Consider the following 15908-nt stretch of genomic DNA (forward strand, 5'->3'; position numbering starts at 1 on the left):
ATGACAGGGATCACCAGTACCAGACTCTCCGACGGGCGGGAGCTGATTTACTTCGATGACGACAGCACCAGTACCTCCCGCGCCGACCACCTCACCACCGACCACCGCGGCCTGCCCGCCCGCGGGGAGCCCGGCGAGGTGCGCTTCGATGCCTTGACGGACGAATGGGTGGCTGTTGCCGCGCACCGCCAGACCCGCACCCACCTGCCGCCGGCGGACCAGTGCCCCATTTGTCCCACCACTCCTGCCAACGCGTCCGAAATTCCAGCCGCCGATTACGACGTCGTGGTCTTCGAAAACAGGTTTCCCTCGCTGGGACCGGCGTTGGGACCCGTGCCGGAGAATGCCGCTTGGGGAACGAAGGGTCCGGCGTACGGCCGCTGCGAAGTGGTGTCCTTCACCCCTGAACACACCGGGTCCTTCAGCGGCCTCAGTGTCGAGCGGTCCCGCACGGTGATTGAAGCCTGGTCGCAGCGCACCGCGGCCCTGAGCGCCATGACCGGCATCAAACAGGTGTTCCCCTTCGAAAACCGCGGCGCCGACATCGGCGTGACCCTGCACCACCCGCATGGACAGATCTACGCCTACCCCTACGTCACACCGCGGGCCGGCACCCTGGGCGCGGCGGCGCGGAAGTACTACGATGCGCAGGACGGCAACGCCACCCTGACCGGCTCCCTGCTGCGGGCCGAACGGGAGGACGGCAGCAGGATGGTCCTGGAAGGCACGCATTTCAGCGCCTACGTGCCCTTCGCGGCCCGGTGGCCCCTGGAAATCCATCTGGTCCCGCACCGCCACGTCCCGGACCTGGCGGCCTTGAGCGGAGAGGAAAAGGATGAACTGGCACAGGTCTACCTCGACCTCCTCAAGCGGGTGGATGCGCTGTACCCCACGCCTACCCCCTACATCTCCGCGTGGCACCAGGCGCCGCTGGATGACCTCCTCCGGCCGGCGGGCTACCTCCATCTCCAGCTGACCTCCCCGCGCAGGGCGGCCGACAAGCTGAAGTACCTGGCCGGCTCCGAGGCCGCCATGGGCGCCTTCATCAATGACACCACCCCCGAAACAGTGGCCGAACGGCTGCGCACTGTTGCCGTCCCGCCGTCGACCGTTCCTGCCGCCGCCGTGGCGGCAACCCCGGAAGGAGCCTCCGCATGACCAGTCAGGACCAGGCCATGGCCGCACCTGCCGCCCAGGACCTCAGTGCCCGCTTTGAGCATGAATTCGGAAGCGCACCCGACGGCGTATGGCAGGCTCCGGGGCGCGTGAACCTGATCGGCGAGCATACCGACTACAACGAGGGCTTTGTGCTTCCGTTCGCCATCGACCGCACCGCCCGGGTGGCCGTCGCCGCCCGGGCGGATTCGACCGTGCGGCTCCTGTCCACATACGGCGACCAGGGCGTGGTCAGCACAACGCTCGACACCCTGCAGCCCGGAACAGCGAAGGGTTGGACCAAGTACCCGCTCGGCGTCATGTGGGCCCTCCGGGAGCGGGGCGTTGCCGTTCCCGGACTGGACCTGCTCCTGGACTCAAACGTGCCGCTCGGTGCCGGCCTGTCGTCGTCGCACGCCATCGAATGTGCTGTGGTCACGGCGCTGAACGACCTCACGGGCGCGGGGTTGGCGGCCGAGGACATGGTGCTGGCAACCCAGCGGGCGGAAAACGACTTCGTTGGTGCGCCCACGGGGATCATGGACCAGTCCGCGTCCCTTCGCGGTGCAAAGGGCCACGCTGTCTTCCTCGATTGCCGGGACCAGAAAGCAAACCTGGTTCCTTTCGAGACCGAACCCGCAGGCCTGGTGCTCCTGGTGATCGACACCAAGGTGTCCCACTCCCACGCCGACGGCGGCTATGCCTCGCGCCGGGCATCCTGTGAGCTGGGCGCGGAGGTGCTGGGGGTGAAGGCGCTGCGGGACGTCGGGGTGGCTGACCTCGAAGAGGCCGCCGGTCTCCTCGATGAGGTCACGTTCCGGCGGGTGCGGCACGTGGTCACCGAGAATGACCGGGTGCTCCAGACCGTTGAGCTCCTGGGCGGCGCCGGGCCAAGCGCCATCGGCCAAATGCTCGATGCCAGCCATGCTTCCATGCGGGACGACTTTGAAATTTCGTGCCCGGAGCTGGACCTGGCCGTGGACACGTCCCGGGCCCATGGGGCCATTGGTGCCCGCATGACCGGGGGCGGGTTTGGCGGCGCGGCCATTGCGCTGACGCCGGTGGACGCCGAGCAGGCGGTGCGTGCCGCCGTCGTGAAGGCTTTCGCCGATGCCGGCTACAGGGCGCCGGATATCTTCACCGTCTCCCCTGCCGCCGGAGCCATGCGCGTCGCCTAGCGCGCGTCGGGCGGCTGAGGCCGGCTGCACGTTAACGACCGTGGGCCCCACCAGTCCGGTGGGGCCCACGGTTGTTTGGTTTACGACGGCGGAAGCTGCCGGGGTGCCTAGTCGTCGCCGCGCAGGATGGCGAGCAGGCGGATGATCTCCACGTACAGCCAGACAAGCGTGACGGTCAGGCCGAAGGCGGCTGTCCAGGAGAAGCGCTGCGGGGCTCCGCTGCGGACGCCTTCTTCGATGCTGGTGAAGTCCATGATCAGCGAGAACGCGGCGAGGCCGATGGCCAGCAGGCCGATGAAGACGCCCAGCGGGATGCCGAAGATCTCAAAGCTGGTGCGCAGGCCGAACGGGCTCTGCACGGCCCCTGTCCACATCATGATCATGTTGATCAGCGCAAACACGGCGTAGCCGATGATGGCGATCATGAAGAACCGCATGGCGCGGGGCGTGGCCCGGACCTTGCCGCTCTTGAAGAGGACCAGGGTCACGGCGAAGACGGACAGTGTGCCGATGACGGCCTGCAGGCCGACGCCGGGGAACATGCCGTCGAGGATCCGGGTCAAGCCGCCTAGGAACAGGCCCTCGAGAGCCGCGTAGGCGAGGATCAGCGCCGGCGACGGCTGCTTCTTGAAGGTGTTGACCAAGGCGAGTACGAACCCGCCCAGGGCACCGACGATCATCAGCAGGGAGGCCAGGCCCTGCGCCACCACAAGGGTGACTGCGGCGCCGGCGACCACTGCGGCGAGGCAGGCAGCAGTCTTCATGATGACGTCGTCGAACGTCATCCGTCCGGTGTCCGCCGGGCCGGCCGACGGCTGGCTGTACATCTGGCGCAGCTGTTCGTCGGTCATGCTCTGGGGCTGCGTGCCCCAGCCCTGCTGACCGTACGGCTGCTGTCCGTAGGGCGCCTGGCCGCCATAAGGCTGCTGGCCATAGGGAGCGCCGTAGGGAGCCTGCGGGACAGGCGGTGCCTGGGTGGCTCCACGGAAACTCTTTCCGTTGAAGATCGGGTTGCCGCCAAGTGCCATTGCGGGATTCCTCCATGTGGATGTGGGTGATGAGCTTTTTGTTACGCTACCAATTCCCACGTGGGGCAGGCAGGGAAAGTTCCCGCGGGGCCCGGTTGCAACCGAACCGTGACCGTTGCGCCTCTCAAAGCACCGGACCCCGTTGAGCCAACTACCCCACCCCCAGGTAGGCCTCCTTGATGGACGGATCCTCAAGCAGCTGCTTCCCGGTGCCGCTGTGGGTGATCTCCCCGGTTTCCAGCACGAAGGCCCGGTGCGCCCCGGCCAGGGCCTGGTTGGCGTTTTGCTCCACCATCAGGACAGTGGTGCCCTGGTTGTTGATTTCCTTGATGATCTTGAAAATCTGGCGGATGAACTGCGGCGCCAGGCCCATGGACGGCTCGTCCAGCAGCAGCAGCTTCGGGTTGGACATCAGGGCCCGCCCGATGGCCAGCATCTGCTGCTCGCCGCCGGACATGGTGCCCCCGTACTGCTTTTCCCGCTCCTTGAGCCGGGGAAAGAGGTCGAACACACGGTCCAGGTCCTTCCCCACTCCGCTGCGGTCCTTGCGTCCGAAGGTCCCCATGTCCAGGTTTTCCATGACGGTCATGCCCGGGAAGATACCGCGCCCTTCGGGAGCCTGGGAGATTCCATGGACCACCCGGATGTGTGCCTTCATCTTGGTGATGTCCTGGCCGGCGAAGGTGACCTTGCCTTCGGAGCAGTTCAAGAGCCCCGAGATGGTCCGCATGGTGGTGGTCTTGCCGGCACCATTGGCGCCGATGAGGGCCACGACTTCACCTTCGTCCACGGTGAAGGAGATGTTCCGCAGCGCCTGGATGCGGCCGTAGTGGACGGAAACGTCCTTAAGTTCAAGCAACGTCATCTTCGGGCTCTCCTAGGTAGGCGGCAATAACGCGCGGGTCTTCGCGGATCTCGCGCGGCAGTCCATCCGCGATCTTCTTCCCGAATTCCAGCACGACGATCCTGTCTGTCACGCCCATCACGAGCTTCATATCGTGCTCAATCAGCAACACCGTGTAGCCCTCATCCCTGATGGTGCGGATAAGCGCCATCAGTTCCTCCTTCTCGGCAGGATTGAAGCCGGCCGCAGGCTCGTCGAGGCACAGCACCTTGGGATCGGTGGCCAGGGCCCGGGCGATCTCAAGGCGGCGCTGATAGCCGTACGGCAGCTGCCGGGACAGGACGTGGGCGTGGCTGCCGATGCCGACGAAGTCCAGCAGGGCCATGCCCCGCTCGATGGCGGACTTCTCCTCCCTGATGTGGGTGGGCAGGCGCAGCAGTGCCCCGCCGACGCTGGTCCGGTGCCGCGCGTCCAGGCCCACCACAACGTTCTCAAGGGCCGTCATTTCACCGAACAACCGGATGTTCTGGAAGGTGCGCGACAGGCCCAGGCGGGTGATCTTGTGCTGCTTGATGCCGTTCAGGACCTGGCCCTCCAGCACCACCTTGCCGCTGGTGGGCTTGTAGACGCCCGTCATCGCGTTGAAGCAGGTGGTCTTGCCGGCACCGTTGGGCCCGATCAGCCCCAGGATCTCGCCCCGCTTGATGTTGAAGCTGATGTTGTCCAGCGCCACAAGCCCACCGAACTTGATGGTCAGGTTCTGCACCTCGACGATGTTGTCGCCAACCTTGACTGCGATATCGCGGTCCGGGGCCACCTTCTCGGCAAGCTCCTGGTCAACCCCGGCTTCGGCAAGGGCTTCAATGTCGATCTCGGGCGCAACAGCGGCGGAACCGTCAACTGCGGGCTGCTCCTCCACGCTGCTGGAGCCTCCGTGCCTCTCCTCGGAGCTCATGCCTCCGCTCCTCTCTGTCCGGCCGCGCGGGTGCCCGGCCCGGCTGATGGATTGTCCGTGTCCTTAGGTTCGGTGCCCTCGCGGCTGGTGACCTTGTTCAGGGCCGTCCGTCCGTAAGCGAGCAACCGCTGCCGTGCCGGCAGCAGCCCCTGGGAACGGAAGATCATGATCAGTACCAGGGCGATGCCGAAGATCAGGTACTTGTATTCCGCGATGGCGGTGAACCGGAGCGGGATGTAGCTGACCAGGGCTCCGCCCAGGATGGCGCCCACCTTGTTGCCGGCTCCGCCGAGCACCACGGCGGCGAGGAACAGGATGGAGGTGGTGACGTCGAACTTCTGGTTGTTGACGAACCCCACCTGGCCGGCGAACAGGGCCCCGGACAGGCCGCCGATCGCAGCGCCGATGGCGAAGGCCCACACCTTGTATTTGAAGGTGGGAACGCCCATGATTTCGGCGGCGTCCTCGTCTTCACGGATGGCGATCCAGGCGCGGCCCACGCGGCTGCGTTCCAGGTTGCCCACCAGGAGGGTGACGATGATGATGATGGTCAGCGTCAACCAGTACCAGGGCACGCCGTTCGAGTTGGAGAAGATGGGCGTTCCGTCGGCCTCGGTCCCCGGGGGGTGGCCGACGTTCTGGAAGCCCACCTGGCCCTTCATGGCCGGGATGATGGTGGCCAGGATACGGACGATTTCGCCGAACCCCAGCGTCACGATGGCGAGGTAGTCGCCCCTGAGGCGAAGGGTGGGCACGCCCAGCACCACGCCGAAGAACATGGTGACCGCCATGGCGATCGGGATGGTCCACAGGTAAGGGATGTGCAGGAAAGGCGAGTCCGGACTGGTCAGCATCGCTGCGCAGTAGGAGCCCACGGCGAAGAAGGCAACGTATCCCAGGTCGAGGAGGCCGGCGTAGCCCACCACCACGTTGAGGCCGACGGCGATGAGTGCGAAGCGCGCCATGTCGAAGCAGGCCAGGGCGAAGTTGTTGCCGGGCTCGGTGGTGATGATGGGCGGGTTCATCAGCGGGAGCAGGTAGGCCAGTACCACGACGATGATCAGGAACGCCCACTGCTGTTGCCGGGACAGTGCGTGCCACCGGTCCGAGAAATACCCTGGCTTGCGTCTGCCCCGCTGGGCGAGGTCGCTCTTTCCTGCGGCTTTCGAGGACGCCTCGCGTTCCTCTGCTGCCTGTTCGGCAGCCGCCGTCTGCAGCGGTGTGGGGCCGTCCGTCATGCTCATGCTTTGCTCCTTCCAAGGGAGGTTCCCAGGATGCCTTCGGGCCGCAGCAGCAGCACCAGCACCAGCACCACAAACGCCACGACGTCGGTCCACTGCGAGTTGCCCAGCAGGATCTGGCCGTAGTTGCCGATCAGGCCGAGCAGCAGGCCGCCCAGCAGGGCTCCGCGGACGTTGCCGATGCCGCCGAGCACAGCGGCGGCGAACGCCTTGATCCCCAGGACGAATCCACCGCTGTATTGGACACCGGAAGGGATTTTCATGACGTAGAACAAGGCGGCGGCTCCTGCGAGCAGGCCTCCGATGATGAAGGTGGTAATAATGATGCGCTCTTTGTTGACGCCCATCAATGTTGCGGTGTCAGGATCTTGGGCAACGGCCCGGATGCCGCGGCCGGTGCGCGACTTGCTGATGAACCTGTCGATGCCCACCATCATGATCACCGCGGCGATGATGATCACCAGCTGCTGGGAATCGACGATGGTCCCGAAGACGTCGAAGATCGGCGTGGGCCGGAACATGGTCAGTGCCAGCTCGGGGCTGGGGCCGCGCCACAGGTAGATCAGGTACTGGATGGTGAAGGAAGCACCGATGGCGGTGATCAGGAAGACCAGGCGGGGGGCGTTCCGTTGCCGCAGGGGTTTGTACGCGATGCGTTCCAGCAGGAAGGCTGTTACCGCCGAGGCAACCATGGCCAGGACCAGCGCCAGCAGCAGGTTCAGGATGATGGCCCAGATGTCGAGCCGGGGAACGGAGGGGCCGAAGCCCAGGCTGCTGAGGGTGAAGAAGACTGCGTAGCAGCCGACGATGAAGACTTCCGAGTGGGCGAAGTTGATCAGGTTCAGCACGCCGTAAACCAGGGTGTAACCAAGCGCTACGAGTGCATAAATGGCCCCAAAGGTGAGGCCGTCAAAGGTGGCACTCCAGAAGTTCTGGGCCAAGGACGGTATGTCGAAGGTGATCCAGTCGTTTTCAGTCGGGAGTAGTGGGACAAGAGAGGGAAGCATGGGAACATCCTGATCCAGTTGCACGCGGCCTTGTGGGCCCGGCCGTGGGACTTGTGTCTAGTGACGTAACTTGGTCCTGGGCTGCTGCCAAGCGAAGAAAAGGCTGTGGGGGCCTGCTGATGCTGGCCCCCACAGCCGATTGCCTTTCGCCGGGCTGCTACTCCCCGATGGGGCCGACGGGAACGATCTTGCCGTTTTCCACCTTGTAGCCGTACACGGTCGGAGCCTGGAGCTCGCCCTTGGCATCCCACTTGTAGTGCTTGCTCAGGCCGGCCTTGTCGTAGGACTTGACCCAAGACAGCAGGTCGGCGCGGCTTTGCTTGCCCGCGTCGATCCCGGACAGGAGGACGGTCGCTGCGTCGTAGCCCTCGATGGAGTACGTGCCGGGCTCTGCCCCCTTGGCGATGTCCTTGTACGCGGACGCGAAATTGGGGATCAGTTCACCCGGGATGCAGGGGCAGGTGAAGTACGCGTTGCTGGACGCGTCGCCTGCCTGCTTGATGAACTGGTCATCCTTGACACCATCCGGTGCCACGAACGTTCCCGTGAACCCCTTGCCCACCAGCTGCTGGTCGAAGGGTGCGCCCTCAGCGTAGTAGCCGGCGTAGAAGACGGCGTCTGCCTTGGCGTTCATGATCTTGGAAATGACTGCCGAGAAGTCCTTCTGGCCGGTGGTCACCTTTTCCGTCCCGGCCAGCGCGCTGCCCAGGCCGGCAGAAGTGGAGGTTCCCAGCCCGATGCCGTAGTCGGAGTCATCCTGGACCAGGTAGACCTTCTTGGCGCCGAGCTTCCCGGTGAGGAACTTGGCGGCAGCCGGGCCCTGGACGGCGTCATTGCCGAGGCCCCGGAAGAAGGTGGTCCAGCCGTTGCCCGTCAGGCCGGGGTTGGTGGCCGACGGCGTGATGTGGACCAGGCCCTTCTGTTCGAAGATATTGCCCGTGGCTTTGGATTCACCGGAGAACGGAAGGCCGATAACGCCCAGGATGTCCGGCTCGCTCACCAGCTGGGTGACGGGACCGGTGGCTTTGTTTGGATCGCCTTCCGTATCGAACTTCTTGAACTGGACCTGGCAGCCGGGGTTGGCCTTGTTGTGCTGGTCGATGGCCAGCTGGATGCCGTTGAAGATGTTGACGCCGAGCTGGGCGTTGGGGCCGGTCTGTGCACCGGCGTAGGCCAGCGTGGTGGTGGCGGGGCAGGTTGCCTTGCCGTCGCCGGCAGGCATGACAGCGTCGGCGGGAACGTCCACTTTCGAAATGGCGGGGATGTTCACTTTGTTGGACGAGCCGGAGCTCTCAGTGTTGCTGGGGCCTGCTTGGTTGGCGCAGGCCGACAGCAGCATGCTGAACGTGGCTGCCGCTGCCAACGAAGTGAGGACTTTCTTTCGGTACATTAATCTGCCTTCCGAAACAGGACCGTGCGATGCGGGTGCGGAACGGGCGCGGTGGCGCCCGGAGCGGGACCAGGTATTCCTGATTTAGGTTCAAGCTAGTGCATAGACGGCGGGAAACTAAGTGACTGAGGTCACAGCCTTATAACAGTAGTTTCCTGTGGGGCATTAAACGCCGAAAGCCGCCTGCTGGGCAGGCGGCTTTCGGTGGTCCGGGCGGCGCCGATGATGGCGGGACAGTGCGTACCCCAGGTGGGACTCGAACCCACAACACGCGGATTTTAAGTCCGCTGCCTCTGCCAATTGGGCTACTGGGGCGCCGGGTCAATGGTACCTGTGAAAGGCACGTCGGCGGTGTAGAGCGGTGGAACGGGCTCGCTACTTGGCGTTGGCCGCGACCGTTTCCTTGGGAGCAGCAGTGGCGGTTGAACCGGATCCGGCCGCCGGAGCGGGTGCCGGTGCAGCCGCGGGCTTCGGGGCGGGGGTGGCCGCCGAGACGAAGGCGCCGCGGGGATTGTCCAGGTCCATCAACTGGGTGGTGTCGCGGCCGGCGAAGAAGCCGATGATCCAGTTCAGGATGACGCGGAACTTGCGCTCGAACGTGGGCATGGCCATGCCGTGGTAGCCACGGTGGGCCAGCCACGCCAGTCCGCCCTTGAGGCCGATGCGGCCCAGGAGGTTGATGTTGGCAACACCCTTCCATTCGCCGAAGCCGGCCACAGCACCCAGGTTCTTGTGCTTGTAGTCCGCCATCGGCTTGTCCCAGCGGGAAGCCCACAGGTTCTTGGCAAGGCGCTTGGCCTGGCGCAGGGCGTGCTGGGCGTTGGGGACGCAGGTTCCGTCCGGCAGGCCCTTGCCGGTGAGGTCCGGAACAGCGGCGATGTCGCCGGCGGCCCAGGCGTTCTCCACGATGCCTTCGTCGCCGGCGATGCGCAGGTCCGGCAGGACGCGGACGCGTCCGCGGGGCTCGAGCGGGAAGTCGGTGGAGCGGACCATCGGGTTGGCCTGCACGCCGGCCGTCCACACGAGGGTGTCGGCTTCGAATTCCTGGGCGGGGGTCTTGTCCGGCAGGTTGATGAGCTTCAGGGTGCCTTCGGCGCTGTCCAGCGAGGTGTTCAGGAGGACCTCGATGCCGCGGCTGCGAAGGTGCTCAACCACCCAGTCAGCCTGCTTGGCAGTAACCTCGGGCATGATGCGGCCCATGGCTTCGACCAGGACGAAGCGGACTTCCTCCTGCTTGATACGCGGGTTGTTGCGAACGGCAGCGCGGGCGAGGTCTTCCATTTCGGTGATGCATTCGATGCCGGCAAAGCCGCCACCGACCACCACAAAGGTGAGGGCCCGGGCGCGTGCAGCCGGGTCCGTCATGGTGGAGGCAACCTCGATGCGTTCCAGCAGTTTGTTGCGCAGCGCAACGGCTTCCTCGATGGTCTTCAGGCCAATGCCCTTGTCCGCGAGGCCCTTGATGGGGAACGTGCGGGTGATGGCGCCGGCTGCAAGCACGACGTCGAAGTACGGAATTTCAAAGTTTTCGCCGCCATCGGCGGGAGCCACCACGGCCGTACGGTTTTCGTGGTCGATCGAGGTGACGCGGCCCTGGATCAGTTCCGTCTGCTTGAGGTGCTGGCGGTGGGATACCACCGCGTGACGGGCTTCGATGTTGCCGCCGGCTACCTCGGGAAGGAAGGGCTGGTAGGTCATGTAGGGCAGGGGATCAACGACGGTGACGATGCCACCGGCATTCGCGATCTTCTTCTGCAGTTTCAGTGCTACGTACAGGCCGACGTACCCGCCGCCGACGACGAGTACCCTGGGACGGTCCTGGAGCTGTGGGGTGGTTGCCATAGTTTAAGGATAGCGCAGTTTGTGAAAATCTTCACTAACTTGCGCCCCGGTCAGTAATGTGCGGATTACTGCGCGAATGCACCCGTTCCACCAGCCCGGTTTCGGGCTCTTCCCGGGCAAGCGCAGGGTTCCGGGCGGCCCTCCCGAGTTGGATGGCAGCACCGGCGATGATGGCCACGAACAGGACAGCGAAACCGATAACGACGGCGGCGCCGATGGCACTGTCACGCTGCGAAGGGGCCTTGGCAGCGGGAACGGTTGCTTCGGGCAGCGTGGGTGCCGCGCTGGGCACAGAGGTGGCGGTGGGCAGCGGGGTGGCCGGCGCGGCGTTGCCCCGCCGGTGCACCCGGATCCATTCGGCGACGGTGCCGAGCGGGTTGACGGAGACCTGGGGGACGTCGGCCTTCAGCGCCGCCTCCGCATTGAGGATGCCGTAGCCGTACAGCGGGTCCTTGCCCGGTGTGCCGGCGTCCTTTGCCGTGGAGACGATCCTGTTGATCACCTGTTCGGCGCTCATGTCCGGCCACTTGGACCGGATCAGGGCGGCAACGCCGGCAACGATGGGCGTGGACCCGGAGGTCCCGGCCCATTCCGCGTAGCTCCCGCCGGGGAGGCCGCCCAGCAGGTTCTCGGCCGGGGCAGCCACCCCGATGCTGATTCCTTGTGAAGAGGCGTCCACGCTGGCCAGGTTCCTGCGGTCCAGGCCTGCGACGGTGAGGACGCCGGGAATGGTGGCGGGCGCGCCCACCTGGGTGTTGCCGCCCACGCGGTTTCCGGCCGCGGCCACGATGACCACGTCCTTTTGCTCCGCATACAGGAATGCGGCATCCCAGCTTTGGGGCCATTGCGGGGTTGTGCTGCCCAGCGAAATGTTGATCACCTTGGCGCCGTTGTCCACGGCCCAGCGGACTGCCTCGGGAATTTGGTCCTGGTCGCTCTTGCCCGAAGGATTGGCTGAGCCGAGCCAGGTGGAGACGGAAAGGAGCTGCGCTTCCGGCGCCACACCCACGATGCCGTCCGGCGGCGTGCCCTGCGGCCCCGGACTGGGGCTGGGACTGGGGCTTGCGGGCTGGTGTCCGCGGCCGGCCAGCATGGTGGCCACCAGGGTGCCGTGTTCGGGCTTGGAGCCAACGCTCTTCTGGCCGTCCGGCTGGCCTGATCCGGAGGCGTCGTAACCGCCGACGACAGCCCCCTTGAGGTCCGGGTGCTGGGCGTCGATGCCGCTGTCGATGACGGCAACCTTGACGCCGGCGCCCTTTGACACTTCCCACGCCTTGGTGATGCCCGAGTCCGCCAGCCAGTATTCCTTGTCGCGCCATTCATCAGCATTTGCGGCGGGTGCCGTGAAGAGGCCTGCGCAGAGGCAGCACGCCGCCAGGAGCACGGCCAGGACGGCGGCCGCCGCCCGGGGTACCAACGGGGTGGGAGCTGAGGTGGAGTGCATGGCCTAACCGATGCTCAGCGCGATGCCGTCAAGGATGTCGTGTTCGCTTGCGGTGGCCGCGGTGATCCTCCCGCCGCTCAACTCCCCCATCCGTTCCAGGATGCGTCGCCACACCAGTCCCCCGGCACCGATGACGTCCACGCGTCCGGGGTGCATATACGGCAATGCTGCACGGTCCGTCCGGGTCATGGACAGCAGGTCGGTGGCTGCGGCGCGTACCTCCCCGATGGGCAGTACTGCGCCGTGGATGGCGTCCGGCGAATATTCCGGCAGGCGGAGCGCATGGGCGGTGATGGTGGTGACGGAGCCGGCAACACCGACGACGGCGGTGGCGCGTTCCAGCGGCACGTCGCGTCCGGCGCGGGCCATGGCGGCGTCCACATCGGCTTCCGCGGCGGCAATCTGATCCGCGGTTGGCGGATCGGCGCGCAGGTGCCGTTCGGTCAGGCGGACACAGCCGATGTCCACGGACTTCGCTGCCGTGACCCCGGCGGAAGTGCCCAGGACGAACTCGGTGCTTCCGCCGCCGAGGTCCACCACCAGCACCTGGTGGCCGTCCAGGATTGGCAGGACGCTGCTGGCGCCGGCAAAGGACAAGGCCGCTTCCTCGTCCCCGGAGATAACTTCCGGCTCCACTCCCAGCAGGTCCCTGATGCCGTCCACGAAGACGTCCCGGTTGCGTGCATCGCGGCTTGCGGAGGTGGCTACGAAGCGGATCCGCTCCGCGCCGTGTTCCTTGATCAGGCGGGCGTAGTCAGCAGTGGCGGCAAAGGTGCGTTCCAGGGCCTCCGGGGCCAGTTCGCCCGTGGCGTCCACGCCCTGGCCCAGCCGGACCACGCGCATTTCCCTGACAACATCGGTAAGGGCCGTGTTGCCGTTGCTGCGGTTAATGTCCGCGATCAGGAGGCGGATGGAGTTGGTGCCGCAGTCGATGGCGGCCACGCGGGTCATTCCCCGGCCTCCGTGGCGCCGGCGGACTTCCGCACGGGGGCAGGGCGGCCGACGATATCGGGCAGGCCCTGCGGTCCGTGCCGGCTGAGGTCCCTGGATGGCGCCTCGCCGGTGGTGTCCCAGGCGCCAGTGCAGTAGCACCGGTCCGCGGTCCACCATTCGCTGATCATGTCCAGCGCCTGGTCCCCCAGGGGATTGACGCCGCTGCCTGCTGCCAGGGAATGACCCACCAGGACGTGCAGGCATTTGACGCGGGTGGGCATCCCGCCGGCGGAGACGCCGTCGATTTCGGGCACGGGACCGATGCCTGAGCGCTCCCCGATGGCGGCACGGGCGGCCAGGTACTCCTCGTGTGCTGTCCGGTAATCAGCTGCGAGGCCGGAATCGCCGGCCAGCTGGTCGTTCATGCTGTTCATGACGCCTGCCGCCTCAAGCCTGGAAACCGCGGAGGTGATGACCGGGTGCGTCAGGTAGAAGGTGGTGGGAAAGGGAGTGCCGTTGCTGAGGCGGGGCGCGGTGGCTGCCACCAGCGGGTTCCCACAGACGCAGCGCGCCGGAATCTCCACCACGTCGCGGACGGGACGTCCCAGCTGCCTGCTCAGTACTTCAAGGTCGTGTGCTGTCGGTTGGCGGGATTCGTCCCGGGCGGCTGCCGTGTTGTGTTCCACTGTCGCGGGCCGTCCTTCCTGTGCGGTTCAGTCTGTGGCCGCGCGCCGGATGGACTCCCACAGGGAATCCACCCACGGCAGATCGGCGGGGTCTTGTGCTGCTGCGCCGGCGGGGCTACTGCTTTCTCCGGCCGGCTCGTCGCTGCCAAAAACCCAGTAGCCGGTTTCGCCCGGCATAACCATGTTAATGCGGTCGCGGGCCTGCTGTTTGACGTAGTTGGGGTCCTGCCACCGTGAAACCTGCTGCCGGAGGGCGTCGCCTTCGGCCTGGCGTGCGGCGATATCGGCGTTCAGCGCGTCGATTTCGGCTTTCTTGTCGAAGAAAATCTTCACCGTGGGCGCCAGCATGATGGTGATGGCAATCATCACAACGGCCAGGGCCAGCATGCGGCCGGAGAACGCCTTGGCCGGGACCGGGTGCTGCTCATCATCGCCGGCCCGGGCAGCCTTGCCGTCACCGGAACTGCTGCCTTTGCGTCCGGCCGAAGGCCGGGCCTTGGCCCCCTCCCCCGCCTTCCCGGCGGCGTGTCCCCCGGCTCCATGCCCCCGGTGACCGCCCAAAGGTGGGGTAGGCGCTTTGGCCTCCGCACCCTTGCCCGGCCGGAAATCCGCCCGGATGACCTCGGCACGGCCGGAGGATCCGTCGTCGGCCGTTGGGGCTGGACGGGCGGGGGCGACCTTGGGAACTTTGGGGCGGCGGGTAGCCATGACACTCCTGAAACGCAGCCTGCCTGGGCCGCCACTATCTGTGCTGGACAAATGCTGCTGCAAACAACAGCGGTGGCTATGGTCTTTCAACCATAGCCACCGCGGATGGGTTTAGGCGGTTACTAGCCCTTGAAACGCGGGAACGCGCTGCGGCCGGCGTAGCGTGCGGCGTCGTCCAGTTCCTCTTCGATGCGCAGCAGCTGGTTGTACTTGGCAACGCGCTCGGAACGGGCAGGAGCACCGGTCTTGATCTGGCCGGCGTTGGTGGCTACCGCAATGTCGGCGATGGTGGTGTCCTCGGTTTCGCCGGAGCGGTGTGAGGTGATGGTGGTGTAGCCGGCGCGCTGGGCCAGGCTCACGGCATCCAGGGTCTCGGTCAGCGAACCGATCTGGTTGACCTTGACCAGCAGGGAGTTGGCGGTCCTGGTGTCGATGCCGCGCTGCAGGATGGAGGGGTTGGTGACGAAGAGGTCGTCACCCACCAGCTGGACTTTGTCGCCGATGGAGTCGGTGAGGGTCTTCCAGCCTTCCCAGTCGTTCTCGTCCAGCGGGTCTTCGATGGAGACCAGCGGGTAGTCTGCCACGAGCTCGGCGTAGTAGGCGCTCATCTCGGTGGCGGACAGGGACTTGCCTTCGAACTGGTAGGCGCCGTCCTTGAAGAACTCGGAGGAGGCAACGTCCAGGGCCAGGGCGATGTCCTTGCCCGGGGTGTAGCCGGCGTTCTTGATGGCTTCCTGGATCAGGTCCAGGGCTGCACGGTTGGACGGCAGGTTCGGGGCGAAGCCGCCCTCGTCGCCGAGGCCGGTGGACAGGCCCTTTTCCTTGAGCACGGACTTGAGGTTGTGGTAGACCTCGACGCCCCAGCGCAGGCCTTCAGAGAAGGTCTCGGCGCCGATCGGGGCGATCATGAATTCCTGGATGTCGACGTCGGAGTCGGCGTGCGATCCGCCGTTGAGGATGTTCATCAGCGGCACGGGCAGGACGTGGGCGTTCGGGCCGCCCAGGTACTTGTAGAGGGGCAGATCAGCGGAGGCTGCGGCTGCGTTGGCGACGGCCAGGGAAACGCCCAGGATGGCGTTGGCGCCGAGCTTGCCCTTGTTGGGGGTGCCGTCCAGGTCCAGCATGGCCTGGTCGATGCTGCGCTGGTCGGTGGCGTCGAAGCCGGTCAGGGCGGGGGCGATCTGGTCGATCACGGCGTCGACGGCCTTCTGCACGCCCTTGCCGAGGTAGCGGCCCTTGTCGCCGTCGCGCAGTTCGACGGCCTCGTGCTCGCCGGTGGAGGCGCCGGAGGGAACGGCCGCCCGGCCGATCTGGCCGTCGGAAAGCAGGACTTCAACTTCTACGGTGGGGTTGCCGCGGGAATCGAGGATCTCGCGGGCGTGGATGGCATCGATAAGCGCCATGAATTTGCTCCTTATGGGCGATTAACGGGGGGAATCAGGCAGAAAACTCGACGTACTCGTCAGGGACTAGCGTAGTCGAGAGTGCTCCGGGTTA

14 protein-coding genes and 1 tRNA gene are annotated in these 15908 nt (G+C 65.9%); 2 read left to right on the forward strand and 13 right to left on the reverse strand.

Annotated elements, in window-relative coordinates; all coding sequences use genetic code 11:
* Complete coding sequence (gene galT, locus ASG86_RS08160; protein ID WP_056332374.1) at positions 1 to 1158, forward strand: galactose-1-phosphate uridylyltransferase; 1158 nt, start codon at positions 1 to 3, stop codon at positions 1156 to 1158.
* Complete coding sequence (gene galK / locus ASG86_RS08165; RefSeq protein ID WP_082566718.1) at positions 1155 to 2333, forward strand: galactokinase; 1179 nt, start codon at positions 1155 to 1157, stop codon at positions 2331 to 2333. Before galT ends, galK begins: the two co-directional genes overlap by 4 nt.
* A 107-nt stretch (positions 2334 to 2440) precedes the next feature.
* On the opposite strand, the gene ASG86_RS08170 is transcribed toward galK, so the two are convergent.
* The 13 genes from ASG86_RS08170 to eno all read right to left on the reverse strand — a co-directional run bounded on the left by ASG86_RS08170 (position 2441) and on the right by eno (position 15814).
* A complete protein-coding gene (locus ASG86_RS08170) occupies positions 2441 to 3361 on the reverse strand; it encodes a Bax inhibitor-1/YccA family protein (protein WP_056332376.1) in 921 nt (306 codons plus the stop codon).
* A 151-nt stretch (positions 3362 to 3512) separates the two neighbouring features.
* The gene (locus ASG86_RS08175) at positions 3513 to 4226 is read right to left on the reverse strand and encodes an ABC transporter ATP-binding protein (protein ID WP_056332379.1); all 714 of its coding nucleotides are present in this window, start codon (positions 4224 to 4226) and stop codon (positions 3513 to 3515) included.
* Positions 4213 to 5160, reverse strand: a complete 948-nt coding sequence (locus ASG86_RS08180) for an ABC transporter ATP-binding protein (protein ID WP_056332380.1) — start codon at positions 5158 to 5160, stop codon at positions 4213 to 4215. Before ASG86_RS08180 ends, ASG86_RS08175 begins: the two co-directional genes overlap by 14 nt.
* Positions 5157 to 6404, reverse strand: coding sequence for a branched-chain amino acid ABC transporter permease (locus ASG86_RS08185; RefSeq protein WP_056332383.1), 1248 nt, complete (start codon positions 6402 to 6404; stop codon positions 5157 to 5159). Before ASG86_RS08185 ends, ASG86_RS08180 begins: the two co-directional genes overlap by 4 nt.
* A complete protein-coding gene (locus ASG86_RS08190; protein WP_056332384.1) occupies positions 6401 to 7408 on the reverse strand; it encodes a branched-chain amino acid ABC transporter permease in 1008 nt (335 codons plus the stop codon). Before ASG86_RS08190 ends, ASG86_RS08185 begins: the two co-directional genes overlap by 4 nt.
* Before the next feature lie 157 nt (positions 7409 to 7565).
* The gene (locus ASG86_RS08195) at positions 7566 to 8798 is read right to left on the reverse strand and encodes a branched-chain amino acid ABC transporter substrate-binding protein (protein WP_056332387.1); all 1233 of its coding nucleotides are present in this window, start codon (positions 8796 to 8798) and stop codon (positions 7566 to 7568) included.
* A gap of 241 nt (positions 8799 to 9039) precedes the next feature.
* A tRNA-Leu gene (locus tag ASG86_RS08200) sits at positions 9040 to 9113 on the reverse strand.
* Between the two features lie 60 nt (positions 9114 to 9173).
* Positions 9174 to 10640, reverse strand: a complete 1467-nt coding sequence (locus ASG86_RS08205) for an NAD(P)/FAD-dependent oxidoreductase (protein WP_056332389.1) — start codon at positions 10638 to 10640, stop codon at positions 9174 to 9176.
* 34 nt (positions 10641 to 10674) lie between these two features.
* Positions 10675 to 12084 carry a S8 family serine peptidase gene (locus ASG86_RS08210; protein WP_056332391.1) on the reverse strand — a complete coding sequence of 470 codons (1410 nt, stop codon included), beginning with the start codon at positions 12082 to 12084 and terminating at the stop codon, positions 10675 to 10677.
* Positions 12085 to 12087: 3 nt separating this feature from the next.
* Positions 12088 to 13035 carry a Ppx/GppA phosphatase family protein gene (locus ASG86_RS08215; RefSeq protein ID WP_056332393.1) on the reverse strand — a complete coding sequence of 316 codons (948 nt, stop codon included), beginning with the start codon at positions 13033 to 13035 and terminating at the stop codon, positions 12088 to 12090.
* Entirely contained in the window at positions 13032 to 13703 is a 672-nt protein-coding gene (locus ASG86_RS08220; protein ID WP_056332395.1) for a DUF501 domain-containing protein, read from the reverse strand. The genes ASG86_RS08215 and ASG86_RS08220 overlap by 4 nt, the downstream gene beginning before the upstream one ends.
* A 27-nt stretch (positions 13704 to 13730) precedes the next feature.
* Positions 13731 to 14411 (reverse strand): FtsB family cell division protein, encoded by a 681-nt coding sequence (locus ASG86_RS08225; protein WP_056332397.1) that lies wholly within the window; start codon positions 14409 to 14411, stop codon positions 13731 to 13733.
* A gap of 122 nt (positions 14412 to 14533) precedes the next feature.
* A complete protein-coding gene (gene eno, locus ASG86_RS08230) occupies positions 14534 to 15814 on the reverse strand; it encodes a phosphopyruvate hydratase (protein ID WP_056332399.1) in 1281 nt (426 codons plus the stop codon).
* Positions 15815 to 15908 lie beyond the last annotated feature (94 nt).

It is taken from the genome of Arthrobacter sp. Soil764 (assembly GCF_001428075.1).
In the GTDB taxonomy this organism is placed as follows: Bacteria; Actinomycetota; Actinomycetes; order Actinomycetales; family Micrococcaceae; genus Arthrobacter.

What these genes read in the sequence shown, in the direction of transcription:
- galT (WP_056332374.1), top strand. Translation starts at nt 1, where the DNA reads ATGACAGGGATCACCAGTACCAGACTCTCCGACGGGCGGGAGCTGATT.
- galK (WP_082566718.1), top strand. Translation starts at nt 1,155, where the DNA reads ATGACCAGTCAGGACCAGGCCATGGCCGCACCTGCCGCCCAGGACCTC.
- ASG86_RS08170 (WP_056332376.1), bottom strand. Translation starts at nt 3,361, where the DNA reads ATGGCACTTGGCGGCAACCCGATCTTCAACGGAAAGAGTTTCCGTGGA.
- ASG86_RS08175 (WP_056332379.1), bottom strand. Translation starts at nt 4,226, where the DNA reads ATGACGTTGCTTGAACTTAAGGACGTTTCCGTCCACTACGGCCGCATC.
- ASG86_RS08180 (WP_056332380.1), bottom strand. Translation starts at nt 5,160, where the DNA reads ATGAGCTCCGAGGAGAGGCACGGAGGCTCCAGCAGCGTGGAGGAGCAG.
- ASG86_RS08185 (WP_056332383.1), bottom strand. Translation starts at nt 6,404, where the DNA reads ATGAGCATGACGGACGGCCCCACACCGCTGCAGACGGCGGCTGCCGAA.
- ASG86_RS08190 (WP_056332384.1), bottom strand. Translation starts at nt 7,408, where the DNA reads ATGCTTCCCTCTCTTGTCCCACTACTCCCGACTGAAAACGACTGGATC.
- ASG86_RS08195 (WP_056332387.1), bottom strand. Translation starts at nt 8,798, where the DNA reads ATGTACCGAAAGAAAGTCCTCACTTCGTTGGCAGCGGCAGCCACGTTC.
- ASG86_RS08205 (WP_056332389.1), bottom strand. Translation starts at nt 10,640, where the DNA reads ATGGCAACCACCCCACAGCTCCAGGACCGTCCCAGGGTACTCGTCGTC.
- ASG86_RS08210 (WP_056332391.1), bottom strand. Translation starts at nt 12,084, where the DNA reads ATGCACTCCACCTCAGCTCCCACCCCGTTGGTACCCCGGGCGGCGGCC.
- ASG86_RS08215 (WP_056332393.1), bottom strand. Translation starts at nt 13,035, where the DNA reads ATGACCCGCGTGGCCGCCATCGACTGCGGCACCAACTCCATCCGCCTC.
- ASG86_RS08225 (WP_056332397.1), bottom strand. Translation starts at nt 14,411, where the DNA reads ATGGCTACCCGCCGCCCCAAAGTTCCCAAGGTCGCCCCCGCCCGTCCA.
- eno (WP_056332399.1), bottom strand. Translation starts at nt 15,814, where the DNA reads ATGGCGCTTATCGATGCCATCCACGCCCGCGAGATCCTCGATTCCCGC.